This window comes from Pacificibacter sp. AS14, assembly GCF_038899935.1.
Classification (GTDB): Bacteria; Pseudomonadota; Alphaproteobacteria; order Rhodobacterales; family Rhodobacteraceae; genus Celeribacter.
Genome location: NZ_JBBMQI010000002.1, coordinates 77,904 through 104,615, shown reverse-complemented (window position 1 = coordinate 104,615; position 26,712 = coordinate 77,904). Strand labels below are relative to the sequence as shown.

29 protein-coding genes are annotated in these 26,712 nt (G+C 54.2%); 16 read left to right on the top strand and 13 right to left on the bottom strand.

What is annotated here, in order from left to right:
- The first annotated feature begins 379 nt into the window (after window positions 1-379).
- The 4 genes from aspS to WNY38_RS03355 all read left to right on the top strand — a co-directional run bounded on the left by aspS (window position 380) and on the right by WNY38_RS03355 (window position 5,446).
- A complete protein-coding gene (gene aspS, locus WNY38_RS03370; RefSeq protein ID WP_342855911.1) occupies window positions 380-2,158 on the top strand; it encodes an aspartate--tRNA ligase in 1,779 nt (592 codons plus the stop codon).
- A gap of 95 nt (window positions 2,159-2,253) precedes the next feature.
- Window positions 2,254-2,754: a DUF1993 family protein gene (locus tag WNY38_RS03365; RefSeq protein ID WP_342855910.1), complete on the top strand. Its 501-nt coding sequence runs from the start codon at window positions 2,254-2,256 to the stop codon at window positions 2,752-2,754.
- A 126-nt stretch (window positions 2,755-2,880) separates the two neighbouring features.
- The gene (locus WNY38_RS03360; protein ID WP_342855909.1) at window positions 2,881-4,269 is read left to right on the top strand and encodes a DUF1800 domain-containing protein; all 1,389 of its coding nucleotides are present in this window, start codon (window positions 2,881-2,883) and stop codon (window positions 4,267-4,269) included.
- A 13-nt stretch (window positions 4,270-4,282) separates the two neighbouring features.
- Window positions 4,283-5,446, top strand: coding sequence for a DUF1501 domain-containing protein (locus WNY38_RS03355; protein WP_342855908.1), 1,164 nt, complete (start codon window positions 4,283-4,285; stop codon window positions 5,444-5,446).
- 7 nt (window positions 5,447-5,453) lie between these two features.
- On the opposite strand, the gene WNY38_RS03350 is transcribed toward WNY38_RS03355, so the two are convergent.
- The gene (locus WNY38_RS03350; protein ID WP_342855907.1) at window positions 5,454-6,179 is read right to left on the bottom strand and encodes a response regulator; all 726 of its coding nucleotides are present in this window, start codon (window positions 6,177-6,179) and stop codon (window positions 5,454-5,456) included.
- A gap of 196 nt (window positions 6,180-6,375) precedes the next feature.
- Here WNY38_RS03350 and mce point away from each other — a divergent pair, with 196 nt between their 5' ends.
- A complete protein-coding gene (mce, locus tag WNY38_RS03345) occupies window positions 6,376-6,780 on the top strand; it encodes a methylmalonyl-CoA epimerase (protein ID WP_342855906.1) in 405 nt (134 codons plus the stop codon).
- A 53-nt stretch (window positions 6,781-6,833) separates the two neighbouring features.
- A complete protein-coding gene (locus WNY38_RS03340) occupies window positions 6,834-7,115 on the top strand; it encodes a DUF1467 family protein (RefSeq protein WP_342855905.1) in 282 nt (93 codons plus the stop codon).
- Here the strand turns inward: WNY38_RS03340 and WNY38_RS03335 are convergent.
- Both WNY38_RS03335 and WNY38_RS03330 read right to left on the bottom strand, forming a co-directional pair.
- A complete protein-coding gene (locus WNY38_RS03335; protein ID WP_342855904.1) occupies window positions 7,112-7,825 on the bottom strand; it encodes an EI24 domain-containing protein in 714 nt (237 codons plus the stop codon). The genes WNY38_RS03340 and WNY38_RS03335 overlap by 4 nt on opposite strands.
- Window positions 7,825-8,403: a nitroreductase gene (locus WNY38_RS03330; RefSeq protein WP_342855903.1), complete on the bottom strand. Its 579-nt coding sequence runs from the start codon at window positions 8,401-8,403 to the stop codon at window positions 7,825-7,827. Before WNY38_RS03330 ends, WNY38_RS03335 begins: the two co-directional genes overlap by 1 nt.
- Window positions 8,404-8,498: 95 nt before the next feature.
- Here WNY38_RS03330 and WNY38_RS03325 point away from each other — a divergent pair, with 95 nt between their 5' ends.
- Window positions 8,499-8,798 (top strand): DUF167 domain-containing protein, encoded by a 300-nt coding sequence (locus WNY38_RS03325; protein ID WP_342855902.1) that lies wholly within the window; start codon window positions 8,499-8,501, stop codon window positions 8,796-8,798.
- A 23-nt stretch (window positions 8,799-8,821) separates the two neighbouring features.
- On the opposite strand, the gene WNY38_RS03320 is transcribed toward WNY38_RS03325, so the two are convergent.
- Window positions 8,822-9,061: a hypothetical protein gene (locus WNY38_RS03320; RefSeq protein ID WP_342855901.1), complete on the bottom strand. Its 240-nt coding sequence runs from the start codon at window positions 9,059-9,061 to the stop codon at window positions 8,822-8,824.
- Between the two features lie 193 nt (window positions 9,062-9,254).
- Between WNY38_RS03320 and WNY38_RS03315 the strand changes: the two genes are divergently transcribed.
- The 3 genes from WNY38_RS03315 (at window position 9,255) to WNY38_RS03305 (ending at window position 10,902) form a co-directional block, all read left to right on the top strand.
- Window positions 9,255-10,016, top strand: a complete 762-nt coding sequence (locus WNY38_RS03315; RefSeq protein WP_342855900.1) for a M48 family metalloprotease — start codon at window positions 9,255-9,257, stop codon at window positions 10,014-10,016.
- 159 nt (window positions 10,017-10,175) lie between these two features.
- Window positions 10,176-10,487, top strand: a complete 312-nt coding sequence (locus tag WNY38_RS03310) for a DUF6455 family protein (RefSeq protein ID WP_342855899.1) — start codon at window positions 10,176-10,178, stop codon at window positions 10,485-10,487.
- A gap of 61 nt (window positions 10,488-10,548) precedes the next feature.
- On the top strand, window positions 10,549-10,902 hold the full coding sequence (locus WNY38_RS03305) for a YigZ family protein (protein ID WP_342855898.1): 354 nt from the start codon (window positions 10,549-10,551) through the stop codon (window positions 10,900-10,902).
- Between the two features lie 10 nt (window positions 10,903-10,912).
- Here WNY38_RS03305 and WNY38_RS03300 read toward each other — a convergent pair whose 3' ends face one another.
- Window positions 10,913-11,341, bottom strand: a complete 429-nt coding sequence (locus WNY38_RS03300) for a DUF393 domain-containing protein (protein WP_342855897.1) — start codon at window positions 11,339-11,341, stop codon at window positions 10,913-10,915.
- 35 nt (window positions 11,342-11,376) lie between these two features.
- Window positions 11,377-11,769, bottom strand: coding sequence for a rhodanese-like domain-containing protein (locus WNY38_RS03295; RefSeq protein WP_342855896.1), 393 nt, complete (start codon window positions 11,767-11,769; stop codon window positions 11,377-11,379).
- A 248-nt stretch (window positions 11,770-12,017) separates the two neighbouring features.
- Between WNY38_RS03295 and WNY38_RS03290 the strand changes: the two genes are divergently transcribed.
- Entirely contained in the window at window positions 12,018-12,872 is an 855-nt protein-coding gene (locus WNY38_RS03290; protein WP_342855895.1) for a hypothetical protein, read from the top strand.
- An 83-nt stretch (window positions 12,873-12,955) separates the two neighbouring features.
- On the opposite strand, the gene rimO is transcribed toward WNY38_RS03290, so the two are convergent.
- From rimO to WNY38_RS03270, 4 genes are all read right to left on the bottom strand, one after another.
- Window positions 12,956-14,374: a 30S ribosomal protein S12 methylthiotransferase RimO gene (rimO, locus tag WNY38_RS03285; protein ID WP_342855894.1), complete on the bottom strand. Its 1,419-nt coding sequence runs from the start codon at window positions 14,372-14,374 to the stop codon at window positions 12,956-12,958.
- A gap of 134 nt (window positions 14,375-14,508) precedes the next feature.
- On the bottom strand, window positions 14,509-15,270 hold the full coding sequence (locus tag WNY38_RS03280; protein ID WP_342855893.1) for an ABC transporter permease: 762 nt from the start codon (window positions 15,268-15,270) through the stop codon (window positions 14,509-14,511).
- The gene (locus tag WNY38_RS03275; RefSeq protein WP_342855892.1) at window positions 15,267-16,193 is read right to left on the bottom strand and encodes an ABC transporter ATP-binding protein; all 927 of its coding nucleotides are present in this window, start codon (window positions 16,191-16,193) and stop codon (window positions 15,267-15,269) included. Before WNY38_RS03275 ends, WNY38_RS03280 begins: the two co-directional genes overlap by 4 nt.
- 227 nt (window positions 16,194-16,420) lie before the next feature.
- Entirely contained in the window at window positions 16,421-17,005 is a 585-nt protein-coding gene (locus WNY38_RS03270) for a GcrA family cell cycle regulator (protein WP_342855891.1), read from the bottom strand.
- Window positions 17,006-17,336: 331 nt separating this feature from the next.
- Here WNY38_RS03270 and WNY38_RS03265 point away from each other — a divergent pair, with 331 nt between their 5' ends.
- The 3 genes from WNY38_RS03265 (at window position 17,337) to WNY38_RS03255 (ending at window position 20,569) form a co-directional block, all read left to right on the top strand.
- On the top strand, window positions 17,337-18,122 hold the full coding sequence (locus WNY38_RS03265) for an ABC transporter permease (protein WP_342856083.1): 786 nt from the start codon (window positions 17,337-17,339) through the stop codon (window positions 18,120-18,122).
- Between the two features lie 118 nt (window positions 18,123-18,240).
- Complete coding sequence (locus WNY38_RS03260) at window positions 18,241-19,116, top strand: trypsin-like peptidase domain-containing protein (RefSeq protein ID WP_342855890.1); 876 nt, start codon at window positions 18,241-18,243, stop codon at window positions 19,114-19,116.
- A gap of 196 nt (window positions 19,117-19,312) precedes the next feature.
- Window positions 19,313-20,569: a mechanosensitive ion channel domain-containing protein gene (locus WNY38_RS03255; protein WP_342856082.1), complete on the top strand. Its 1,257-nt coding sequence runs from the start codon at window positions 19,313-19,315 to the stop codon at window positions 20,567-20,569.
- Window positions 20,570-20,583: 14 nt separating this feature from the next.
- Here the strand turns inward: WNY38_RS03255 and WNY38_RS03250 are convergent, their stop codons facing one another.
- Window positions 20,584-21,450: an aldose 1-epimerase family protein gene (locus tag WNY38_RS03250; RefSeq protein WP_342855889.1), complete on the bottom strand. Its 867-nt coding sequence runs from the start codon at window positions 21,448-21,450 to the stop codon at window positions 20,584-20,586.
- Between the two features lie 845 nt (window positions 21,451-22,295).
- Between WNY38_RS03250 and WNY38_RS03245 the strand changes: the two genes are divergently transcribed.
- Both WNY38_RS03245 and argF read left to right on the top strand, forming a co-directional pair.
- Window positions 22,296-23,462 (top strand): aspartate aminotransferase family protein, encoded by a 1,167-nt coding sequence (locus WNY38_RS03245; RefSeq protein WP_342855888.1) that lies wholly within the window; start codon window positions 22,296-22,298, stop codon window positions 23,460-23,462.
- 24 nt (window positions 23,463-23,486) lie between these two features.
- Window positions 23,487-24,410, top strand: a complete 924-nt coding sequence (gene argF, locus WNY38_RS03240) for an ornithine carbamoyltransferase (protein ID WP_342855887.1) — start codon at window positions 23,487-23,489, stop codon at window positions 24,408-24,410.
- Between the two features lie 96 nt (window positions 24,411-24,506).
- On the opposite strand, the gene WNY38_RS03235 is transcribed toward argF, so the two are convergent.
- Both WNY38_RS03235 and WNY38_RS03230 read right to left on the bottom strand, forming a co-directional pair.
- Entirely contained in the window at window positions 24,507-25,985 is a 1,479-nt protein-coding gene (locus tag WNY38_RS03235; protein ID WP_342855886.1) for an inorganic phosphate transporter, read from the bottom strand.
- A 216-nt stretch (window positions 25,986-26,201) separates the two neighbouring features.
- The gene (locus WNY38_RS03230; protein ID WP_342856081.1) at window positions 26,202-26,615 is read right to left on the bottom strand and encodes an NUDIX hydrolase; all 414 of its coding nucleotides are present in this window, start codon (window positions 26,613-26,615) and stop codon (window positions 26,202-26,204) included.
- Window positions 26,616-26,712: the final 97 nt, after the last annotated feature.

The window sequence follows — 26,712 nt, the reverse complement described above, 5'->3', positions numbered from 1 at the left end:
GCGGGGGAAGCAAATTGTCGTGAGTTATAGGCATGCGACGCCTATACGCAAGGGGCAGCGGCTGGCTTTTGGCACAAAGTTTGCGGATTCTTTTCAGCGCTATAGCGCCCGTTCTAGGAATGTTCAAAGGCAGGGCTCCTGTACCCTATATCATGTGTCGGTTTGGGCCGGATATAGTCTCAGCTTACCTGTGGTTTTGCGCTAATGATTCCCCGAGTAGACTTTAACAATTGACGGATTTATCCGGCTTAAACTGCGCAGGTCGCTCAAAACCCCCGAAACACCGCGCGATCCGCCCTGCAAGGCTTGACTTTCCGGCCCTATAACGGTGTATCAGCGCGACGACTAATATTAGTCCAAGACCTGAGGATTCCGAATTATGCACGCCTATCGTAGCCATACCTGCGCTGAACTGACCAAGGCCAATGTGGGCGACACCGTTCGTCTGTCTGGCTGGGTCCACCGTATCCGTGATCATGGCGGCATTTTGTTCGTCGATCTGCGCGATCATTACGGCATCACGCAGGTGCTTTGCGATCCTGACAGCCCTGTGTTCAAGGACATGGAAAAGGTACGCGCCGAATGGTGTATCCGCATCGATGGCACTGTCATGGCGCGCGATGAAAGCCTAGTGAACACCAAATTGCCAACCGGCGAAGTTGAAGTGTTCATCCGCGATCTGGAAATCTTGGGTGCCTCTGACGAGCTGCCATTGATGGTGTTCGGCGATCAAGAATACCCCGAAGAAACGCGTCTGAAGTACCGCTACCTTGATCTGCGTCGCGAGAAATTGCACGACAACATGATTATGCGCTCGAACGTGGTGAAAGACCTGCGCGAACGCATGTGGGCGCAGAACTTTAATGAGTTCCAAACGCCGATCATCACAGCTTCTTCTCCTGAAGGCGCGCGTGACTTTTTGGTGCCATCGCGTTTGCACCCCGGCAAATTCTACGCGCTGCCGCAAGCCCCACAGCAGTTCAAACAGCTGATCATGGTGTCTGGCTTTGACAAATACTTCCAAATCGCGCCGTGTTTCCGCGACGAAGATCCGCGCGCAGACCGCTCCCCCACCGACTTCTACCAGTTGGATGTGGAAATGAGCTACGTGACGCAGCAAGACATCTTTGACACTGTTGAACCCGTCATCGGCGGCATGTTCGAAAAGTTCGGCAAAGGTCGCAAGGTCAACAAAGACTGGCCACAGATTTCGTACAAAGACGCAGCGCTTTGGTACGGCTCAGACAAGCCTGACCTTCGTAACCCGATCAAAATGCAGGTCGTGTCCGAGCACTTTGCAGGATCAGGTTTTGCGATCTTCGCCAGCTTGCTGGAACAAGAAGGCACTGAGGTTCGCGCAATCCCAGCCCCCAAAGGCGGCTCACGCAAATTCTGTGACCGCATGAACAAATTCGCCCAACAAGAAGGCCTGCCTGGCATGGGCTACATCTTCTGGCGTGACCAAGGCGAAGGTCTTGAGGCGGCGGGTCCATTGGCGAAAAACATCGGACCAGAGCGCACAGAAGCCATCCGTCAGCAGCTTGGCCTTGGCCTTGGTGATGCGGCCTTCTTCTTGGGCGGCAAACCCAAAGCCTTCGAATCCGTTGCGGGCCGTGCGCGCAACGTGATCGGCGAAGAGCTGAAGCTCACAGACAAAGACAGCTTCCAATTCGCTTGGATCGTTGATTTCCCAATCTACGAGAAAGACGAAGAAACCGGCAAAATCGACTTTGAACACAACCCGTTTTCGATGCCACAAGGCGGCATGGACGCGCTTATGGGTGATCCGCTCAAAGTGCTCGGCTACCAATACGATCTGGCCTGTAACGGCTACGAATTGGTGTCTGGTGCAGTGCGCAACCACTCGCCTGAGATCATGTACAAAGCGTTCGAAATCGCAGGCTACGGCAAAGACGAAGTTGAAAAACGCTTCGGCGGCATGGTCAACGCCTTCCAATATGGCGCGCCACCCCACGGTGGTTGTGCGATGGGCATCGACCGCGCTGTGATGTTGCTCGCTGACGAGGCCAACATCCGCGAGGTTATCATGTTCCCGATGAACCAACGCGCCGAAGATCTGATGATGGGCGCGCCAAACGAGCCTATGAACGAACAGCTGCGCGAATTGCACCTGCGCGCGCTGCCTGCCGAAGACTAAGATCTCGGCACATCGACTTTAATCAGGCGCGGGGGCAACCTCGCGCCTTTTTTTATTGGAAAGCTTTGGGTAGTCTTTTGCAAAAGGGGGCCTCCATGCACAATGCGCAATCCATTATTGACACGCTTATCCATTATGTGGATCAAATCGAAAGCCTGCTGACCAAGATCGAACAGCGTCCCGATTGCGATGGGTTGCTGATGATGCGCGCCGCGCCCGATGTGTTTCCAGTTTGCCAACAGATGGCCATCGCAATTAATTTTGCCGCCCGCGCGGTTGCGCCCGTGACGGGACGTGCTTTGCCACATTTTCCAGATACGCCAACGCCACATGCGCTTCATAGTCTGACTGCAGATGTGCGCGAGCTGTTGCGGGATGTGACGCCATCAGACTTTATCGGCCAAACCGTCACGCACACCGCGGGCCACGCCGAATTGACCCAAAACAGCGACGATTTCATTCTGCGCTATGCCTTGCCCAATATGATCTTTCATTTCACCATGGCCTATGCGCCGCTGCGCGCCGCGGGACTGGATATCGGAAAATCTGATTTTGACGGGCAGCACAGCTATCCAGACGGTTTTTCTTTTGAGTGAGATGTCGTGCCATAGGCAATAAATCTCTCGCGAACAGCTGATCACAAAATCTTAAATCCCAAGGGTCAACTCTTGTGGTAATATTGGGGTATGCTTCATCACGCTGCCAAAAAGGTTGCCATTCACATGAGTTCTGCTTTTCCTAGAGCGCTTGCTCCCAAAGCCCTTGGTCCGATCCGCTTTGGCTATGGCCACGCGCCCAATGTCAATGTGCCTGCAACCGCGTCAAACATCTTTGCCTCTCTGTCCGTGCCTGAGTTCAATCCTGACGTCTATCGGCCGATGGCCTCTTATGAGACGGTTCTGGTCGAAATTGAGTCTGGAAAACTACGGTCAAAGGGTCAAAAGACAGGTGACGAAGACGCGCTGGAAAAGGGGATCGCGCTGCGCAGAACACAGCGCGCCAGTAATGTGAGTGACGCGGCGCGGGCTCTGGCTCGGATTGTTGACACCCCGTCGCCGTTGCGCAGTCGTTTGGAATGGCATTTTACCAATCATTTCTCACTGCGCCAACGCAACGGGCGTTGGGATGGAGCCATGCTTGGGTTTGTGGACGAGGCCATTCGGCCCCACATCATGGGATATTTCTCCGATATGCTGCGCGCCGTTGAAACCCATCCGGCCATGTTGATGTATCTCGATCAACATATTTCTATCGGCCCAAACTCTCGCGATGGCAAATCGCGCAAAAAAGGGCTGAATGAAAACTTGGCGCGTGAAATGCTAGAACTTCACACTGTCGGTACAGGGTACACGCAAACTGATGTGCGCCAATTGGCGCAGCTGTTGACGGGACAGATCATAAACGGGGCGCAGCGTTCTGATTTTAAACCCAATCGGGCCGAGCCCGGCGTCGCGACCGTGATGGGGCAGTCTTACGGCGGTGAGACCCCGCCAAGTTTCGCTGCGATCGAGGCCGTTTTATACGATCTTGCGAACCATCCTTTGACCGCCCGCCATGTGTCCTTGCGATTGGCGCAACATTTCGTGGCGGATGTGCCTGATCCTGATCTGGTCGACAGCATGGTGGATGCGTGGATGGCCTCAAACGGTTACTTGCCGCGTATTTACGAGGCCATGCTCGCGCATCCTGCCAGTTGGCGCGATTTTGGTGCCAAAGTGAAAACACCACTGGAATTTATCGCCTCAAGTTTTGTCGCCATCGGGGTGACGGGCGACGACGTGATGCAAGTAAAGCCCAATCAATACAAGAAACGCGTGCTGTCCCCTTTGCGATTTATGGGACAAATGTTTTTGTATCCTCCAAGCCCAGAAGGCTGGCCCGAAGATGCGGAAAGTTGGATTTCGCCACAACTGCTGTCCGAACGTGTGGCTTGGGCGATGAACGCGCCTTATTTGGATCGCATGGGCGGATTTCGCAGACCCAATATGTGGGCTGAAAAGGTTCTTGGCGAAGCCGCGCGTCCCGAGCTTTTAACAGCACTGACGCGAGCTTCTAATACGTCAGAAGGGGCTGGGCTGATGCTGGCCTCCCCAGATTTTCAACGTCGGTAAAGGCAAGGTGCTTATGATGACCAATATTTCGCGTCGAAATTTTGTACTTGGCACTGCTTGCTCTGTGGCAGCGCACCCTTTGATGTCGCGCGCCAGTTTTGCCTCGGTGCCCTCTGATAATCGCCTTGTGGTGATCATTTTACGCGGCGCAATGGACGGGCTTGATGTGGTGCGCCCTGTTGGCGCACCAGAATTTGAAAACTACCGCAAAGGCCTGCTTGAGGGCACGTTGCACACGGGCGGTTTTTTTGGATTTCACCCAAAGTTGGAACCGCTCATGCCGATGTGGGCAGACGGAGATCTATCGTTTATCCATGCCACATCAACACCTTATCGTGATGTTCGGTCTCATTTTGATGGGCAGGATATGCTGGAAACGGGTGGCGCAGATGGGATTGAAGGCGATGGTTGGCTCAACCGCGCGCTTGGGCAGATCCCTGGAGCGGCGCGCGAGACCGCCATTTCTGTTGGTCGGGAGCCATCGTTGATTTTAAGTGGCGACACACCGTCATTGTCTTGGGCGCCAAATGCAGATTTGGAAATGACGGGGCAAGCGCAGCAGCTGTTGGAATTGATTTATCACGATGATCCATTGTTTCGAAACGGATTGGAATTGGCCGAAATCTTGTCGCGAGATGAAGCCATGGGCGGGAACCGCGCTGGCAAACTGACGAAAAACATTCGTGGTACGCGCGAATTGGCCGAATACACAGCACTGCGATTGTTGGACGAAACACGAATTGCGAGTTTCTCTACCGCAGGATGGGACACCCATCGCAGTCAACGCAGTTCAATCAACAGGCCGCTGGAACAATTGGCGGATGTGTTGCTGACATTGAAGTCCGATTTGGGGTCAGTTTGGGATAAAACCACTGTGTTGGCGATGACTGAATTTGGCCGTACCGCGCGGGTCAACGGTGGGGGCGGAACAGATCACGGCACCGGTGGTGCGGCTGTTTTGGCAGGCGGAACTGTGCGCGGCGGACGTGTCTTTGGCACATGGCCAGGATTGGCTGAGGCCGATCTTTATAATGGTCGCGATTTGAAACCCACCAGTGATGTGCGCGCCCACGCGGGGTGGTTGTTGCACAGTCTGTTTGGTCTTGAGAAAAGCGTGATTGAAACCACAGTGTTTCCCAAATTGGATATGGGGCGCGCACCCGAATTGTTGTTGTAAGCTTGCGCTATACGACGCGTGCGTGATCGATACGGTCGTGAACTAGGCCTGCAATCCGTGCGATATCCGACCCAAAAGGCAGGCCTTGATTACGGTGGTCCGCCAATATTTTTGCTGCGTCTACTAATTCGGTGTCGCCCGCGGTGCGCGCGATTCCGGACAAGAATTGCGCGATATAATCCAACATGTCTTCGTCGCGGTTCAATGTCATCAAGTCTGAGATATGGATGAAATCGTCTTGCAGCGCGATGAGGTCAGGGGCGATCTCTTCGTCAGAGACCTTACGAATGCCGGTCAGCGTGGGGCGTGATCCTTTGGGCATGGCGCTGAGGATGATGTGTTGGAATTCAGCTAGGTTGGCAATGGGCTTGGCGATAAAACCATCGGCACCAGCCCCCCGCGCGAGGCTTTCGACACCGGTGTCGCCTGACATACCCAGCACGACATCGACGCGCGCACTTGCATGAGACAGCTCGTCAATCAGTTCCGCACCTGAGCCATCCGGCAGACCAAGATCAATGATCACCACATTGGGGCGAAACACCCGCAGATGTTTGCGCGCATGTGCCAAATTGTCCGCCCGTCTGATCCGTGCGCCAGAGCGCAGGCATAAAAGGCGCAGCGCCTCAGAGGCGAAACGGCTGTCTTCTACGATCAACACAGTTGTCCCAAGCAAAGGGCGTTCAGGGGTCGGCTTTTGAGGCGGCAATAGGCTTTCTAGGTCATCAGGCATGTCTAACAGCTCCACAGTGTTTGTGTCTGGTAGTTAAATCCATAAACGGTGAACGGAGCGTTAACCTTGCGGGGTGTCGTGACGGAAAGTCGCAATCACTTGCTATAGAGGCGCTAAAACTGCGTCGAAGCGCCGCTTGCAGGCAGGCATCAGCGCAGGTCATAACCGAATCTAAGAGTTTAGGAGAGGATAAGACATGATCGGACGTTTGAACCACGTGGCCATCGCCGTGCCAAATTTAAAAGCGGCGAGCGCGCAATACGCAGGCACTTTGGGCGCAAAAGTCGGCCCGCCCCAAGACGAGCCGGATCACGGCGTAACGGTCGTGTTCATCGAATTGCCCAACACAAAAATCGAATTGCTCTATCCTTTGGGTGACAATTCCCCGATTGCGAGCTATCTGGAAAAGAACCCAGCGGGCGGCATTCACCACATGTGCTACGAGGTGGAAGATATCGAGGCCGCGCGGGATAAATTGCTGGCAGACGGCGCGCGTGTTTTGGGCACGGGTGATCCGAAAATCGGTGCTCATGGCAAGCCTGTGCTGTTCTTGCATCCCAAGGACTTCAACGGCTGCCTGATTGAATTAGAGCAGGTCTGACCGGCTCAAAGATAGAGCAGATCTAGCCTGCTCGCAGATAAGGAAACGGCATTATGTCTATTGTCTCTGCTATCGTGCTTTATGCTGTGACGTGGTTCATGACCATGTTTGTAGCACTGCCCATTGGCCTGCGTACGCAAGGTGATGACGGAGTGATTGTTGAGGGCACGCACGCCGGCGCGCCCAACAATTACAACCCACGCCGCAAAGCAGTGATCGTCACGTTGGTGGCTTTCGTGATTTGGGGCATCATGGTTGGCGTGATCTATTCAGGGGTCTTTTCTTGGCATGATGTCGATTGGACCGCGCGCCTGCCTAAAGTTGGCGATACCTAAAGCGGGTTTTGCATGGGGGCGGCTAAGCGCGCGCCCTCAAGCCGCATGAACATATGCGTGAATGTGGCGGCCCCCAAAACGGGGATCAACAGGTTCACAATAGGGATCGACAAAGGCACCGCCATAAGAGCGCCTGCGATCCAAATTTTCGGCGCATGACGGGCGCGGGCGGCTTTTGCGCCCTCGCGCCCCAAACGCCGGATCGCGACCATTTGAAAATACTCACGCCCAAGCAAGAACCCGTTGAGGGCCCAGAAAATCAAAGGCGCTGCGACGTTAAGCAACACATACAGTACCAAGGCGATGAGATTGGCCACAATCATAAGGCCCAAAAATCCGATGGTGTCGCGCATCATATCGCCAAAGCTTTGGTGCGGGGCTGGGGGCAGGTGAGGATAGTGTTTGTCCTCGACCGCCTCAGCCACCTCTTCCAAAAAGATGCCGGTAAAGGCCGACGCCACAGGCACCATTAAAAACACTGACAGGCCTAGCATCACAAAAAACGACCCGATGGAGAGCACCAGCCCAAGGCCGATATCGCCCACAACTGGCAGGCTGATAGTGTCGGGCAAAAATAGCCCCAAAGTCCACACAAAAGCGATGTAAATGCCGATCAACAGCGCCACAGTCAGCCCGATACCTTTAAGTAGCACTGATTGAAACCGACTGTCGCCAAGCTGGCTGATGGCTTTGAAGAAGTCATCAAACATTACTCAGTCACCCAAGTTGTGATGGCGTCCAAATCAGGGCGTGGGCGTTCTGGTGGGGCGGTTTTTTCGGTTCCGATGTGGATGAAGCCTGCGATGACCTCGTGGTCTGCAAGGTCTAGCCCGCGCTTGCGAAATACTGGATCATGCGAGGCCCAGCCCGACAACCAGTTCGCGCCCCAGCCTGCCGCCAACGACGCATTCAGCAGCGCCAAACAGGCCGCCCCTGCGGAATAGACCTGTTCTATGTGAGGGACTTTTGGAGAGTCTTTCGGGGATGAAATCACCGCCACAGCCAAATCGGCATTGGCATATTGATTGATCGCCTTTTGGCGTTGATCGTCATCCAAATCGCGCCCCGCTGCCATGTCTGCAACCAAAATTGACAAGCGTGTCAGGGCAGGTTTTTCCAGCACGATAAAGCGCCAAGGTTCAAGCTTTCCGTGATCAGGCGTGCGCGCGGCCGCTTCCAGCAGCGGACCCAGCGCATCGCGGGTTGGCACAGGGCCAATCAGCGTTTTGGCAGGGCGAGACCGGCGTGAGAGCAAAAATTCAAGGGCAGCTGGATTTGGCGTCGGCATGTCATGGGCTTTCTTTTACGCGGCGTTATACGATATGTCGGTGTTTCGGGGCGGACAATCAACCACCTTTGTGAAAAAATGTAAAAGGTTATTACATGGGCGACGTGAGTTCCAACAATAAAGACACTCTACACGCCATATTGCGCGCCGATCTGATCGCGGCTTTAGACGGTGATCAATTGTCGGTGCGGGTGACGCCCAAGGCCTCGCGCAATGCTGTGATCGTGCAAGAGGGGCAAGTGCGGGTTTACGTGACCTGCGTGCCCGAAGACGGCAAGGCCACCAAAGAGGTGATCAAGCTTTTGGCCAAGGCGCTGGGGGTGTCAAAATCCAACGTCACCCTGCTGCGCGGCGCGATTTCGCGGGACAAACAGTTCACGATTTCAGGATTTTAAACACAGCCCTAAAAAACACAGCCTTAAACCTTGGCGGGCCCCAAAACATACGCGCCCTCTGGCAAATCCAAAGCCGCGCCCAAATCGCGCATCTGCGCCATCGACAGGGTGATTTTCTGGGTGCGTCCCGTGCGCGGATCATGTTGCTCGACGGTGATGCATTCCTCAAAGGCAGAGACGATAACGTCTTCTTGAAGCGGCGCTTCGCCATCATCCACCATCGTAATGACGGTCGCGTCAAATTCGTGTTCTATTGTAAACATAGGCTTTATGCTAACGGCGATGGGCAGATTTGCAAGTGCTTTGCTGGGGTTTAAAACTGCATTTTAAAGATCAATTTTCGCGCTGCATAACAGTCGCGCCGTTGCCACTGGTGTGATCTGTGGCATGCGGTTAAAATAAGCTGTAAATCTGCGCAGCTGTTTGACTTTTTTGCCCTGATCAAGGATATCGCCCGTGTTCAATCCCTTGCCTAAATCGCGGCTGCGCGTGTTTGTCAGTCTTTTGGCTGTCACAGGCTTGAGTGCTTGTGTGGATGTCAATGTGCCCAGCAGCACCTCTGCGCCAAGCACGCAGGTTCCAGACACGTCTTATGTGCAGCAGCCCGTAGCACGCGGCTTGCAATCGGGGCCTGTCACTGTGGAAAGCTTTGCCGCCATCGTGCGCCATGTGGAACCGATTGCGGAATCAGAATGTCGCGCACGCACCCAAGGGGCCAACTGCGATTTTAAAATCGTCGTGGACAGCGACCCGTCTGCGCCTGCGAACGCCTATCAATCCGTCGATAGCACAGGCCGTCCTGTACTGACCTTTTCCGTGGCTTTGCTGACAGATTTGCAAAACAATGATGAGTTGGCGTTTATTTTGGGCCATGAAGCGGCGCATCACATCCGAGGCCATTTGGATCGCAGTCAAGACAGCGCAATTCTTGGCGGCATTTTGGGTGGTGTTCTGGCCACTGCGATCGGCGCGGGTGCTTCTACGGTCGAGACGGTGCAAAACCTTGGGGCTACCGTCGGTGCGCGCCGCTTTTCCAAGTCTTATGAGCTTGAGGCCGACCAATTGGGCACCGTCATCGCCTACCGCGCAGGATATAATCCTATCCGTGGTGCGGCGTTTTTCACCCGTATTGCAGACCCCGGTGATCAATTCTTAGGCTCGCATCCGCCCAATGATCAACGCATCGAAACTGTCCGTCGTACCATGGCGACGCTCTAGCTGGTGGTGCTATAGTCCGGCGTGGTTGTGAAGAGCGCGGCGCTTTTGGGGGCAGGGCGCGGCACACCTCATTTGATCTCGATCAAAGACCTGCCTGCTAGGGTCCGGCAAAATCGTGGTGAGTTTTTGATGTTCACCACTTTGCCGTAAGGACCTGCTATGACCGATCTTCACAACACGCCCACAGTGTCTGACATTGATTTGCCCGTCGTGCCTCAACATGGCTCAGCCACTTTGATGCATGGCATGGGGGATCGTTTGGGGGTTGATGTCGATATGGCCGCGCGCAGTGGCATTATCGATGCGCCTGAGCTGACGCAGATGGTCACGCGTTGCGCAAAATGCACCCAGCATGATGCCTGCATTTTGTGGATGATCACGCATCAAGATAAGCAAGAACAGACCCCTGAGTATTGCTTGAACACCAATGAGCTTAACTACATCCGCGCGGTGAATAACGGCGCGCGTTGATCACTTTCGCCTCTGACTTTCGCGCCTGACATTTAGTCCCGCGCCATATATACGCGCTGCCATGCAAACCTTTGATGGCATCATATCGGATCGTGGATCGAAATACGCTGTTTCTGGCGGGGCTTGTGCCTCTGCCGATGAAGCTAAGGCTTTCCTGAAAAGCTTACGCAAAACCAAAAAATTCGCCAAGGCCACCCATAACACTTGGGGGCTTTTGGCAGGTGACATCCCGATCAAAAACGATGACGGCGAATCTGGCGCTGGCATGGTGATCTTGCGGATGCTGGAACGCGAAGGCCTGCGCGATCACATCATTGTTGTGACGCGCTGGTATGGCGGCAAGCACCTTGGTGGCGACCGCTTTCGTCATGTCCAAGACGCTGTGCGCCACTATCTGGACAATCGCATAGCTTAGGTCTCTCAGTCTAAACTGCGCTGCGTGCCTTTCGCCGAATATGCCAACGATAAATCATTGGCGCCAGCACCCGATCATACAGCCACTCACTGATAGGCAAGACCACCGGCCAGCCTGTTACGCGCGCCAACCACCTATATTTTGGCATCTGCGCCCAGAGCACGCGAAAGGCGGGAATGCCCGACACCAACTGGCCCTCGTGGGCCACGTAAAGCCTGCGCGCCGCCTGATCCGCTGTCAAATCCCACCGCTGCAAAGCGCAAGAATTCAGATCGTCAAAGCGAATTGGCAAGGCGTTTTTATCTGCGTATTGCGCGTAATGAGACATCTCGAAATTGCACACAGGGCAATCTGCGTTGAACAGCACGGTGGTCTGCTTTGCTGTCTGATCACCCGTCGTATCTGCGGCTGTTTGGTCTTTTGGGGCTTGCTCTGTCATACCCTCAACTTAGCGCGCTTCTGTAAAAGAACCATCTATTTCGCCGCGACATTTTCCACGGCGCCGCCAGCTTTCTGCCACGCGCCAAAGCCGCCTTCAATGTGGGCGATGTTATCAAACCCCATATCCTGCGCCGTTTTCGCCGCCAGCGCGGATCGCCACGCCGACGCGCAATAAAACACGATCTGTTTCGCCTGCGATAAAGCGGGTTTGTGATAGGGGCTGGTCGGATCAATCCAAAACTCAAGCATCCCCCGCGGACAATGAAACGCGCCGGTGATCTTGCCCTCCCGCTCCAACTCGCGCCTGTCGCGCAGATCGACAATTAGAGTATCTGGGTCGTCTACCAAATCGATAGCCAGCTCGGTCGGGATTGTGGTGATCTGGTCGTAGGCCTCACTCAGCAGGTCTTGGTAACTCTTGGTCATGCGGTGCTCCCCTTTGGGGCGAGCTTGGTCGATGGCGCATAGGTCCGTCAAGTGTTTCACCCGAGCGATGCTTGCATCGCTCAGCGCCTGACCCTCCCCGTCACACCAAAGGTGAGCAAGCACACAGGGGAGGGCGCTTTCAGCACCCACCCAGGGTCAGGTGCTGGGGCTTGTTTGTTCGTGGGCTGGGTTGCAGTTACGGACAATCCATTTAGGTTGGCCACATTCATTTGTTTTAGGAATTTGATATGGACGGATTGAAAGAAATTTACGACAGCATGACGTCTCGGTTGAAGAGCCACGTGTTTGGCTCAATCGCCGTCTCTTTCATTCTATGGAATTGGAAAGTGATTTACGTACTTTGCTTTTCCGAGATGCCGATTTTTTTCAGGTTCGCTTATTTTAACATGAATATGTCGAATGAGGACTTATATTACTGGCCAATCGGATTGGGCCTGATCTTAGGTTTGGGCGCACCTTGGGTGAATGCCGCAGCGCATTGGATTGTTAGTATTCCACTTAGTTACATCAAGTCACGGGATGAGCTTTCAGTTTTGATGAGAGAAGGATGGCTTGAGGATAAGAAGCTTGAGGTGGAGCGGAAGAAAACAGCGGTTCAAGATGAGAAGCTGAAAGCTGTAAATCTTGTGAAGAAACAACAAAGCGCGGAGAATTCACTGCGTGAACGGCAACGAGAATTAACCGATGCAGAGAAGAAACTAGATATGGTTCAAGGGCAAATTAATTCTCAAACACAAAAGCTTGAAGAACTGGAGCTACAGGTTGCGAAGGCCGAGATAAAAGACAAGGCGAGCGATGAGGCCGAAGGCTCGCCAAAGCTTTCCAAGATCGAAGAAACTATACTTGTTACCGCTTCTAGGCTAAATCAAGAGGTCTTTACTTTTGGGCCGGTCTCAAATTTACGCCAGTTTCAGAATGATTTAGGTGATGTCATCCCCGAAATAACATCAACGCGTGCTAAAGCAGAAGTTGATGACGCGCTTGTAAGGTTAAAAGCTCTCAAACTTGCCCAAAGTGGTAGGGACGGCAGCCACACCCTCACGAGCAAAGGGTACAAGCTGGCAGATGAACTTAAACAGTGAAGGCCTTTCTGGCTGGTAAATAACCCAGCGCTCCGACCCTGTCGGGTCTTACGCGCGTTGCCTCCGAAAAATGATCCCCCGGATCATTTTTTTGGCAGGCAACCCCACAAATCATACTCCCCAGCTTCATCAACCTCGACAGTCACCAAATCCCCAACATTCAAACCCTGAGTTCCCTCATCAATAAACAAGTTCCCATCGATCTCGGGCGCATCGGCTTTGGTGCGGCAGGTGGCGATGCCGTCCTCATCAATATCGTCCACGATCACTTGGCAAGTCTGACCGACTTTGGCCGCCAGTTTGGCCTCTGAAATCGCCTGCGAGGCTTCCATGAAGCGGTCCCAGCGTTCTTGTTTGACCTCTTCAGCGACGTGATCTGGCAAAGCGTTCGAGCGCGCGCCAGCGACGTTTTCATATTTGAAACACCCCACACGGTCCAGATTGGCCTCTTTCAGCCAGTCCAGCATATAGTCAAATTCCGCTTCCGTCTCGCCGGGGTAGCCGACGATAAAGGTGGACCGCAGCGTGATATCAGGACAGTCCGCGCGCCAAGCGGCAATCTCGTCCAGAACCTTGGCAGACGCCGCAGGGCGCGCCATGCGTTTGAGCACATCAGGGTGACCATGCTGGAACGGGATATCCAAATAGGGCAAGACAGCGTTGGTCGTGTCCGCCATCAGCGGGATCAGGTCGCGCACATGGGGATAGGGATAGACGTAATGCAAGCGCACCCACAGATCATCGGCCGAACCAAGCTGACCCAGCTCGCGCGTCAGATCGGTGATGTGGCTTTTGACGTCTCTGTCTTTCCAAGGATGCGTTGAATACCGACGATCAAGCCCGTAGGCCGAGGTGTCTTGCGAGATCACCAGCAATTCTTTGACGCCAGCCTCAACAAGCTTCTCGGCCTCGCGCAAAATCCCGTGCACAGGGCGCGACACCAATTTGCCGCGCATGTCAGGGATGATGCAGAATTTACAGGCGTGGTTGCAGCCTTCGGATATTTTCAAATAGCTGAAATGGCGCGGTGTCAAAGACACGCCACGCGCAGGCAGCAAATCGATAAACGGATCAGGCGCGGGCGGCACAGCCAGATGCACAGCGTCCAAAACCTGCTCGTATTGATGCGGACCAGTGACGGCCAAAACCTTGGGGTGAACGCCCGTGATGTATTCAGGTTCTGCGCCCAAACAGCCGGTCACAATGACCTTGCCGTTCTCTTGCAAGGCTTCGCCAATCGCTTCAAGGCTTTCGGCCTTAGCACTGTCCAAGAAGCCACAGGTGTTGACCACAACCGCATCCGCACCGACGTAATCGGGGGAAATGGCGTAACCTTCGGCGCGCAGCCGCGTCAAAATCCGCTCACTGTCGACCAGCGCCTTGGGACAGCCCAAAGACACCATGCCGATGGTCGGCTGGTCTTTGCGTTTTTTGGTAATCGCGGCGTCAACAAGAGGTTGCGGGGCGAGATCGGGGCGGAGGCTGGGTGGGTTCTGGCTCATATCCTCATGTAACCCGATTAAATGCAGCGCGAAACCCCTGTCATGCTTGGTTTTGCGCCTGTGAAGGTGATGAGGCGGCGTGTTATAAATAAAGGGGGCACGTGGCCCCCTTTGTGATCTATATGTGGTCCAGATTACTGCTTAAGACGCCATCCTGTTTTGAAAATCCAAGCCACGGCCGAGATGCATAAAAACAAAAAGATCGAAATCGCGGCCAAGGACACGGCGACAGGCACGTCTGAGACCTCGTAGAATGACCAGCGAAAGCCTGAGATCAGGTAAAGCACGGGGTTGAATTTGACCAAGACTTCCCAAAATCCGGGCAACATATCGGCTGTGTAAAACGCGCCGCCCAAGAACACCAAGGGTGTGACCACAAGCAGTGGGATGATCTGCAATTGTTCGAAATTGCTGGCCCAGATGCCGATGATAAAGCCCAAAAGTGAAAAGCTCACAGCGGTCAAAACCAAGAAGCCCAGCGCCCAAAACGGGTGGATGATGTGCAAATCGACAAAGAAGGTCGCGGTGGCCAAGATGACGAAAGCGATGATCATCGCCTTTGTGGCTGCTGCACCGACATAGCCGATCAGAATCTCGACAAAGGAAATCGGCGCTGTGAACAGCTCAAATATAGTCCCAGTGAATTTCGGGAAATAAATCCCGAACGAGGCGTTGGACAAGGATTGTTGCAACACGGTGAGCATCACCAGACCGGGCACGATGAAAGCGCCATAGCTGATGCCGCCGACCTCTTGAATGCGACTGCCGATGGCCGCGCCAAAGACCACGAAATACAATACCGTGGACATGACCGGCGACAAAATCGATTGGCTCAACGTGCGAAAAAACCGTTTCATTTCAGATATATAGATGGATTTAATGGCGAGCCAGTTCATGCTTTTTCCTCCACCAATGTTAAGAAGACGTCCTCAAGCGAACTTTGATGACTTTCCAAATCGCGCACGGAAATGCCCGCCGTCGCGAGATCAGAAATCAACCGCGTTATCCCTGTGCGTTCGGCGCGGGTGTCATAGGAATAGGTCAGCGTCATCTGGTCGTCGGATAGCGCAAGGTCGTAATCCGACAGCGACGCAGGGGTGTTCGCCAAAGGCTCTGCCAGCGACAGTTTCAACGTTTTCAGCCCAAAGCTTTGCATCAAGGTGGCAGTGTCTTCCACCAGCAGGATTTTCCCAGCATTGATCACACCGATGCGATCGGCCATTTCTTCGGCCTCCTCAATATAATGGGTGGTCAAAATGATGGTCACGCCCGCGTCACGCAGCTTGCGCACGACCTCCCACATGTCACGGCGCAGGGCCACGTCGACGCCCGCTGTCGGCTCGTCCAAGAACAACACTTTGGGTTCATGCGACAGGGCTTTGGCGATCATCACGCGGCGTTTCATACCGCCAGAGAGTTCCATGTTTTTGGCATCCTTTTTGTCCCACAAAGACAAGGACCGCAGGATGCCTTCAAGATAGGCGTCATCAGGTTTGTAGCCGAACAAGCCGCGGCTCATTTTCACCGAGTTCCACACGGTCTCGAAAATATCGAGCGCGATTTCTTGTGGGACCAGCCCGATTTGCGCGCGGGCCTTGCGCGGGTCGCGTTCGACATCGAAGCCACCAACGGTGACTGTGCCAGATGTGATTTTGACCATGCCACAAATCGCACCGATCAGCGTGGTTTTTCCTGCGCCATTGGGGCCAAGCAGGGCGATGATTTCGCCCTCAGCAATGTCCAAGTTCACCGAGTCGAGGGCAGGTGTGCCCGAGGCATAGGTCTTTGTCAGGTCTTTGATCGAGATAATGGGCGCCATGGGAGTTGGGCCTTTCAAACGTTTGAAATTGTTGTGTTGTGCGCAAAATAGGGGCGCAATCGGAATTAGGTAACCCCTTTGGCCGCACAGGTCAGGTGCGCTAGATGCACATAAAGGCGGTTTTGGGATATGTCTTGTGCGCAGGCGCAAGGCTGGCTGATGAGATTGGCCATGAAAAAAGCCGCCCATAAGAGCGGCCTTTAAACATTTTATACGGTGTGCAGTGCTTAGCGGCGGCGATCGCGACGTGATGACATCGGTTGGAAGGCCACGCCCACATGGGCTTCGCAATATGGCTTGCCGGTTTGCGATGGCAGGCCACAGAACCAAAATTCGTCTGTCGCGGGATCACCGATGGGCCATTTACAGGTCTTTTCAGTGAGCTCCATAACGGAAATCTTCTTGGCCTTTTTTTCGACCTCAGAGACTTTCGCCAAAGCTTCTGCCGGAATTTCATTGGCAGAGGGCTGAGGTGGCAAAGGCTGGCCCGCAGGAATAATTGCACGGCGCGCAGGCAGATTTGGTCTGGGCGCTGGGGCCGCTGGTTCTACAGGGGCGGCGGCGGCAGGTTTGGCTTTTGGTGCGGCAGTGCTTGCCTCGACCTTGGGCTTGGCGGCTGCCACTTTGGGTTTGGCCGCTGCCGGTTTTGCCGGCGACGTTGTGCCAGCACGATTGGACAGGCCAAGGCGATGCACTTTGCCGATCACGGCATTGCGGGTGACACCACCAAGTTCTTTGGCGATTTGCGAGGCAGATTGGCCCTCGCCCCACATTTTTTTCAACAGCTCGACGCGCTCATCGGTCCAGGACATGGTCGTTCCTTGTACTTCGCACGGCCAAATCAACCAAAGGCCGTGGGCTATGCATCATTCGTGTCGCGGGCGGGTTACCCGCGCAATTGGCCTGCATCTCTACACCCAGAGGGGCGGACGGGCAAGCGCAGTTACGCGAAAGCCAGCCTTGCGCCTTTGTGCAAAGGGCTTTTGCGCAGGAAACCCTTTTAGAAATCTTACTGCCTCTATTTTAAACACGCTGAGACAGGTTACAAGCGCATGCAGCGACTCAGCAGAGGAATAAACGATGACACAGGCAAATAATTCGACACAATCGGGTCTTGCGACGGGTCTGGACGCCGATCTTGGGATGGGGGTGCGCCGGTTTGGCCGCGTGAATTGGCTGGGCCTTTACACTTTGGCGCTGCGTGAGGTTGTGCGCTTTACCTCTGTTTGGACGCAGACCTTGCTGGCCCCCTTGATGATGGCGGGTTTATTTTTGGCGATTTTCACTTTGGCGATTGGCGCAAGCCGAGGCGATGTGATGGGTGTGCCGTTCATTCACTTTCTGGCGCCAGGCATTTTGACCATGACGGTGATTCAAAACGCTTTTACCAATACATCGTCGTCTTTGCTGGTGTCTAAAATCCAAGGCAATATCGTCGACACCTTGATGCCGCCTTTGTCGCCGCTCGAGTTGGTGCTGGGCTATATGGCGGGCGCTTTGGCGCGTGGGGTGTCCGTGGCTGTGATAATCTGGTTGGGTATGGCGGTGTCTGTTGGGCTTGGCTTGGCGCATCCTGTTTACGCGCTGGTGTTTGTCATGTTGGGTGCGCTTTTGTTGGGCGGTCTTGGCTTGATCGCGGGGATCGTGTCGCAAAAGTTTGACCAAATGGCCGCGATCACCAATTTCATCATCACGCCCTTAGCGTTTTTGTCGGGCACGTTTTATTCTGTCGAAGGCCTGCCTGCATGGTTTCGCACGCTTACCCACTTGAATCCTGTGTTCTATCTCATTGACGGTGTGCGCTATGGTATCATCGACCGCTCTGATACGTCGCCTGTTTTTGGTTTGCTGGTCGTTGGATCTGTGACGTTTGTGGTTTTGCTGATCTGTTGGGTGCTGTTCAAGCGCGGCACCAAGTTGAAGTCTTAACCGTATTTTCGCGGTCTAAAAAATGCGAGGCTGCGTGAAAATGTGTGGCCTCAACCCTATTCTTGCCAGATTTCCACTGCATACCGATCTTATTCATAGATGAGGACGCATGTTCGGCATGGCATTTTTAAGTATTTTGAACATCTCAAAGCGGGCTATTTTGCCCACTCTCATTGTGTGTGCGGGTCTGATCGGGTCGCAAAACACGCAAGCGGCGGACACCCAAGCCAAAGACCTAGACCGTCTGGACCGGCGTGCCGAATTGATCGGTTGGGAAGGCGTTGGGCGTTTGGACGTCTCAGGCATTGGCACCTGCAGCGGTGCCTTGATAGCGCCGGATTTGGTGCTCACCGCAGCGCATTGCGTGGTGTTTGAGAAAAGCAACAAAATCGTTGATCCGAAAAACGTCGTGTTCCGTGCAGGCCTGCGCAATGGAGCGTTTATTGCCGCCTCGCGGGGGCTGCAAGTGGCTGTGTCGCCCGACTATCGCAACGGCGCAAAAGTCACAGGCGCGATGGTACGCAAAGATGTTGCGCTGATCCAATTGGCCGATCCGATTGCGCGCTCTTTGGCGACACCTTTCGCGCTGCACAGCTCTGGCATTAAAAATGGTGAATTGGCCGTGGCGTCCTACGGGCAGGGTCGCAATGGCGCTTTGTCGGTGCAACGCGCTTGCAATGTGTTGGTCTATTCGAAAGGCCTGTTGGACTTTGATTGCGATATCACGTTTGGGTCGTCAGGCGCGCCTGTGTTCGCGCAAGAAGGGGGGCGCAAACGCATCGTATCGGTGGTGTCTGCCCTCTCGACCCGTGGCAACCGTAGCGTCGGTCACGGCATGTCTTTGCTCGACATCGTGCCCGCCTTGAAACGCCAGATCGCCAACGGTTCGTATAGCTCAGCCCCCAAACCCATGGTGACGCGGCGCATTTCTGTGGGCGGATCATCAGCGGGGGCGCGCACGGTGGGCAACTCGAAATTCCTCTCGGCCAATTGATGCGGGTGACGCTATATCCGGCATGATTTTGGGGGAAGGGTCACTTGGCCTTTCCCCTTAGATCGGCTTTGGGGTAACGCTATAAAAATGCGAACCACCGGAGTGCCCTATGACAGACCAAGCCACATCGCCTTTTCCCGCTGACTTTCCGCCCATCATACATCAGGCCTATGACTATTTTGATCAGGGAGTGGAGATGGCGAAAGGCTGGTTGTTCAGCCCCGCGGCTTGGTCGCAATTTGCGTTGCTTGTTGTGGCTTACGTTTTGGCGCGCTATTTGGCCGGAAAACTGACACCAAAGGTGAGCGTTTTTTTGACGCCAAAAGACGAGGGCGCCAAAGGAATCGTCAATGAGGTGCGCCGTTTTGCCGTGCTGTTCTTGCCACTTGGTCTGCCGCTTTTGGCTTATGTGCTCACTGGGCTTGGCGAAGGTGTCACGCGATCGATCTTTGGCTCTGGCGCTGTGATCGCCTTTGGCAAACGGGTGTTTTTGCTGTTGGCAGTGCGTGCTTTGGTGCACTCGATCCTCAAAGACCCTTTCCTCAAGCTTTTGGGAAAATACGCGTTGATGCCCATCGTTGTGCTCTACACTTTGGGCGTACTTGATCCGGTGATGGTGAAATTGTCGACGACCATCGTGGGCGCGGGCAATATTCAATTCTCATTGCTGTCCGTCATTCGCGGGCTTATCGCAGGGTCTATCCTGTTCTGGCTTGGGCGTTGGTCCACAGGGCAAAGTCGCAGCTATATCGTCGCCCAAGACAGCATGCGTCCTGCCACGCGTGAACTGGCGTCAAAAGCGGCCGAGGTCGCCATTTTCGGTCTGTCATTCTTGTTGCTGATGAACATCATGGGCATCAACCTGTCGACCTTGGCCGTGCTTGGCGGTGCCATTGGTGTGGGTATCGGTTTTGGTTTGCAGCGCATCGCCTCGAACTTTATCTCTGGCGTCATTTTGCTGATTGAGGGCCAAGCCACCGTGGGCGATTACGTTGAATTGGATGGCGGCGAAAAGGGCAAAATCGTCAAAATGACTGCCCGTGCTGCCATTCTTGAGACCTTTGATGGCCGCTGGATCGTGGTGCCCAACGAGGATTTTATTACCACCCGCGTGGTCAATTTCTCTGACAGCGGTTCTGCCAATCGCTTTGAAGTGGCCTTTTCCGTGTCCTATGACACCGATATCAACAAAGTGCCTGCTCTGATCGAAGCGGCTGTGTCCACCCATCCTGACATTCTTGATCTGCCATATCCTGCCGATTGCGAGCTGCGCGGCTTTGGCGATAGTGGCATCGATTTTGGGGTGGAATTCTGGGTCAACGGCTTGGATGACGGCGATAATAAATATTCGTCAGACGTGCTGTTCTTAATCTGGAATGCTCTCAAAGATAACAACATCGAAATCCCGTACCCACATCAAGTCGTCGAGTTCAAAAACGGCTTGCCGAGATAAGTCTGCCGCGCCGCCTAGACCTGCACGGTCACCGCATAGCCAAACGTAGCCTCACCACCCGCGGGCAGTGTGGTGCTGTTGGGGCGCTGATCAATTTGCGGTTCCGCACCAACATAAGGCGCTGTGCCGTGCCACGGTTCGATGCATAAAAACGGCGCCCCAAGGGGTCGCCAAAGCGCCAGATCGGGCAGGTTGGTGAATTCAAACGCAAGCGAGGGGCCATCAAGCGGACCGTATATCAACGATTGTGTGCCGTTTGGAAACACCAACGCATCCTCGGCAAACAGATCGTCACGCAGTTCCAAATCGCCCTCTGTGAAAGGACTTTCAACCACGTCCGCGCGCAGCAATCCACCATCGATTTTACGCATATCGGGGCTTGATTTGTCCGCCAGCGTCACATGATGCGCCTCTGAGCCTGTGTTGGGCAGGGGATAGGCAAAAGCGGGATGAAATCCAAACCCGAAAGGCATCGGACGGTCGCCTGTGTTGCGGACAACCGCTATAACATGCAAGGTCGCGCCTTCAATTTTATGGGTGATTTCCAGCTCAAAATCAAACGGATAGACTGCGCGGCTTTCATCGCTTTGGGTCAACAAATGCCGACACATCTGGTCGGTCTGTTCAACCAATTCAAACACCGACCGACGGGCAAAACCGTGCTGCTTCATCGGGCTGGTGTGATCGCCCACCGCGATGATGTCATCCGGCGCACGACCTACGATTGGAAACAAAACCGGGGCGCGTCCCGTCCAATGGGTCGCATCGCCAGACCAGAGCAGATCATCGTCAGATGCAGTGCGCAAATACTGCATTTCGGCCCCAAGGGGCGCGACAGATAAGGACAGCTGGTCGGTTTTCAACAGGCAATCAGAGGACATAAAGGGCGAGACCTTTTGTAGATGTTGGGAATGTTTCACCCCTTGCTTACCGCAGGTCCAATGGAGATCAAACCTGTATCAAACCGCCCAGTCCAAAAATGAACGCAGAGGGTGAATGTGCCGCTTTGCTGTGCAATACTAGTGTTTCAGTCAGGCTCATAGTCTCTATCCTCGTAATGCGCTTCGTGCGCACCGCACTTTAGACACATCATCCCACCTGCAGTTTCGACCTCTGTCCAACCGCAGGCCCAACCACAATTCCGGCAGAATTCGTCTACTGCGAACTCACCCCAGTGCCAGGGGCTTGCATACACTGGGATGGCATCGCGATCGAGACCAATGATTTCGAAAGGGTCGCCCTCCGTAGCAAGGAATGCGTCGTTGGAATATCGTCCGAAAAACCAACCTTGACTGAATAACGCCAGTCACCATCAGGATCTCGCTCAGCTAAAAAATATACAGCCACCCCAGTCATCCTCAAATACAAAAAATTATTGTCTCATATAGCGAATGAAAATGTGCGGTGGTCAAGGAGCTCATGCATCAGCGTCCGCAAAACAGACTTTAACCCAAATTCATGACGAGGCATCTCAAAAAACCTTTGACACAATGTCAACCTGTGCCTATCAGCAGCCTATGAACACAGCGCACACATACCTTCGCTCTATCCGACGAGGCCGATAAACCGGTTCGCGTTCGTTCATCCGTGCCGATTGCGGCACAATTCATGCGGAAAATTCCGCATACCCCATAAAAATCAATCTCCCATTGTTGACAGCCGTGTCTGCGCAGGTCACCCATTGATCTTTCTCAGGCGGCCAATACACCTTTAAAGGACCACGACCATGATTTCGTCCGTACTTCCGACCTACAACAGGGCTCCTCTTTCATTTGTCAAAGGGAGCGGCTCTTGGCTGATCGAGGCTGACGGACGACGCTTTTTGGACATGGGTGCTGGCATCGCGGTGAACACGCTGGGTCATGCCAATCCTGAATTGGCCGAAGTGCTTAAAGATCAAGCGGACACGCTGTGGCATGTCTCGAACCTGTATAAAATTCCCGCGCAGCAAAAACTGGCGGACAAGCTGGTCGATAGCACCTTTGCCGACACCTGTTTTTTCACCAATTCGGGCACCGAGACGGCGGAACTGGCGATCAAAATGGCGCGCAAATATTGGTTTGACAAAGGCCATCCTGAAAAGATCGAAATCATCAGTTTTCATGGCTGTTTTCATGGTCGGTCGACGGCGGCGATTGCTGCCTCTGAGGCCGAGAAGATGACCAAAGGGTTCGGCCCACTGATGCCCGGTTTTGTGCATCTGCCGTTCGGTGATCTGGACGCGCTGAAAACCGCGATCAATCCTAATACTGCGGCGATTTTGATTGAGCCTATTCAGGGCGAGGGCGGTATTCGCGCCTTGCCTGACGATATGCTCAAAGACATGCGCGCGCTGTGCTATGCGCAAAACGTACTGCTTGTGCTCGACGAAGTGCAATGCGGTGTGGCGCGCACAGGCAAACTGTTTGCCCATGAATGGGCGGGCATCACGCCAGACATTATGATGATCGCCAAAGGCATCGGCGGCGGCTTTCCTTTGGGCGCTGTTTTGGCCACCGAAGACGCCGCCAGCGGCATGATCGTGAGCACCCATGGGTCGACTTATGGCGGCAATCCTTTGGGATGCGCTGTGGGGTTGAAGGTCATGGAAATCGTGTCTGACCCTGCTTTTCTGGCCGAAGTGAACCGTAAGGCGGCTTTGCTAAATCAAAAACTTGAAGGCCTGATTGCAAGTCATCCCGACGTGTTCGAGAGCGTGCGCGGGCAGGGCCTTATGGTTGGTCTCAAATGCAAAATCGCACCCATCGATGTGGTCAACGCCGCTTATGCGCAAAATCTTTTGACCGTGCCTGCGGGCGACAATGTGCTGCGTATGCTGCCGCCGCTTAATATTTCCGACGAGGACATCGCCGAGGCCGTCAAACGCCTTGATGCGGCGGCCTCCTCCCTTTGATCCGCTGATAGAAACGAACATCCTATGAAACATTTTTTAGACATCCACACGACTGATCCTGCGGCCCTGCGCCAGATCATTGATACCGCGCGGGCCACCAAAGAGGCGCGCGCAGGTCTGCCCAAAGCGGCGCTTGATGCGGATCTGCCGCTCAAAGACAAAATGGTCGCGTTGATTTTCGAGAAACCATCCACCCGCACACGCGTGTCCTTCGATGTTGGTGTGCGCCAAATGGGCGGGCAAACCATGGTCTTGTCTGGCACTGATATGCAGCTGGGGCACGGCGAAAGCATAGCCGACACAGCCCGCGTTTTGTCGCGCTACGTCGATATGATCATGATCCGTACCTTTGATGAAAGCACTCTTTTAGAGATGGCCGAATACGCGACAGTGCCAGTGATCAACGGTCTGACCAATCGCACCCATCCTTGTCAGATTATGGCGGATATTTTGACCTTTGAAGAACACTGCGGGTCTATCAAGGGCAAAAAAGTGGTCTGGTGTGGCGATGGCAACAACGTGGCCGCGTCCTTTATTCATGCCGCTGGCCAGTTCGGGTTTGATTTCACTTTTGCGGGGCCAGAACAGCTGGATCCAGAAAAAGGGTTCATGGCCGATGCGCGCAAAAAAGGCGTTAAGGTCGAGGTCGAGCGCAACGCGGAAAAAGCAGTGCAGGGCGCTGATTTGGTGGTCACTGACACGTGGTTGTCCATGCACGACAGTCAATCCGCGCGCGAGCGGCGTCATGCGATGCTGCGCCCTTACCGTGTGGATCGCAAGCTGATGTCGATGGCCAATCCGGACGCTGTGTTCATGCATTGCCTGCCCGCGCATCGCGGCGAAGAGGTGACGAACAACGTGATGGATGGTCCGCAATCTGTGATCTTTGACGAGGCAGAAAACCGTCTGCACGCACAAAAAGCCGTCATGGGCTGGTGCGTGTCGTAACACTGCGCCGATCAGAATACCTTACGAAAAAGGCGCTCCAAATCAGTGGAGCGCCTTTTTTAATATCGATTGGCCGGTGCTTTTCAGGCTGGCGCCTTAGTGGAACAGGCTCGACAGCATTAAGAACACCAACCCCGACAGCAAAGCCGCCGCGGGCACAGTGATCACCCAAGCCGCGATGATGGTCATGAAATGTGAGCGACGCACAAGCTTGCGACGACGGCGTTCTTCCACCGCGATGCGTTGCTCAATGGGGCGCTTGGCGTTTGACGCACGTTTGCGACGCTCCAAATGCCATTCGCGGAAAAATCCAACCCCAAAAACACCACCCACGGCGATATGCGTGGACGACACAGGCAGACCCAACCAACTTGCGATAATCACGGTGATCGCCGCCGATAGCGCCACACAGTAAGCGCGCATCGGGTTCAATTTGGTGATTTGACTGCCCACCATTTTGATCAGCTTCGGCCCAAATAACAGCAGTCCGAATGAAATCCCGAAAGCGCCGATGATCATCACCCATTGTGGAATGTTCACCTTGCCCGCGAATTCGCCGAACTCATTGGCGTGCACGATCGCCGCCAGCGGGCCCACCGCATTGGCCACATCATTGGCCCCATGGGCAAAGGACAACAGAGCAGCAGATATCACCAAAGGCAGACCAAACAAAACCTTCAGCGACTTGTTGCGGTTCTCAAGGCCTTCAGATTGGCGACGGATCAAAGGCGCGGACACGATATACGACACAGCCCCCACGCCGACCCCGATCAACAGCGCTGTTGGGATGTCGATGGATACAAGTCGTTTGAGACCTTTGACTGCCAAATAGGCGGCAAATGCCCCCATCATAATGCCAACAAGAATGGGCACCCATTTGCGTGCGGCGGCGATTTTGTCGTCTTGATAGATGATCTTGGCTTTGATCAGCGCCAAAAAGCCCGCCGCGACCAAGCCGCCAAGCAACGGGGATATGACCCAAGAGGCCGCGATCTGGCTCATGGAGACCCAGTTCACTGCGCCAAATCCGGCCGCTGCGATTCCTGCGCCCATAACGCCACCCACAACCGAATGCGTGGTCGATACTGGCGCGCCGACCCAAGTGGCCAAGTTTACCCACAGCGCAGATGACAACAAAGCCGCCATCATCGCCCAGATAAAGATGCGCGTATCGGCCATCGATGCAGGGTCAATGATGCCTTTGGAAATGGTCGACACAACATCGCCGCCCGCCAAAAGCGCGCCCGCACTTTCGCACAGGGCCGCGATGACAATCGCGCCGCCCATGGTCAGCGCTTTCGCACCCACCGCTGGCCCCATATTGTTGGCCACGTCATTCGCGCCGATGTTGATCGCCATATAGGCGCCCAACGCGGCGGCTGCGATGATGATCATCGATCCGGGTTGGCTGCCAAAAATCAAACCGGCGATCAGACCTGCGATAATGATAAATGCTAAAGCCACACCAAGCCCCACCATGGGGCGGGCGACATAGGTTTGGGCGTATTCAAATTGGCTGATGCGGTTTAGATCTTTGTCCAGTGTCTTCCACTGATTGCCGTTTGGCGCGCTCATGGGTCACCCTTCAAATTTTACAAAACTGTTACGTTCCGAGCAGCGCTAAAGGTCCTAAGTCTTTGTATCAAGCTTTTTGGACTCTAAACGCGAGAATCCTTGGGTTTTTAACTGATTTTACAATTAGGGGCTGAGTTTTTCGTTGTGCAAGCGCGGGAAAACACTGCGCTTGCCACTATGTTGTGTGCTGTCGGTCCTAGGCCTCAGATAGCGGATCTAAAAAGCGCGTAAAATCGCTTTCAGGCCAGGTTCTTCCACAAGCTCTGCTGCTACTTTTGGGGCCATCCAGCCACGGGTCCGCTCATCCACTTCTGGATAGTTGTCCGCCAGCTTTTTCACTTCGATAGAATAGACATTCGCTTCAACGGGAGCTGACGCACCATTGTTCAAAATTTTGTCGTAATGAAACTGACCCACAGATTTTTTGTGGATTTTGAGGGGCTTCACGCCTGCCTCTTCCCATGCTTCTTGGGCGGCTGTGCTTGCGCCATCCAATCCGTTGATCGGCCAACCTTTGGGCAAAATCCAACGTCCGCGCTCACGCGATGTGATCAACAAGACCTCTTTGCCGCGTTTGCTTGTGCGATAGCAAAGTGCTGCTGATTGAATCCTATTGGGGCGTTTAATCATCGGGTCTATCACACCCGACCAAGCCGTTCTAAACAATGAAATCATGAACTAAAATTATGCCTATTTTATAATTATAATCTTAACCATAACGACTTTT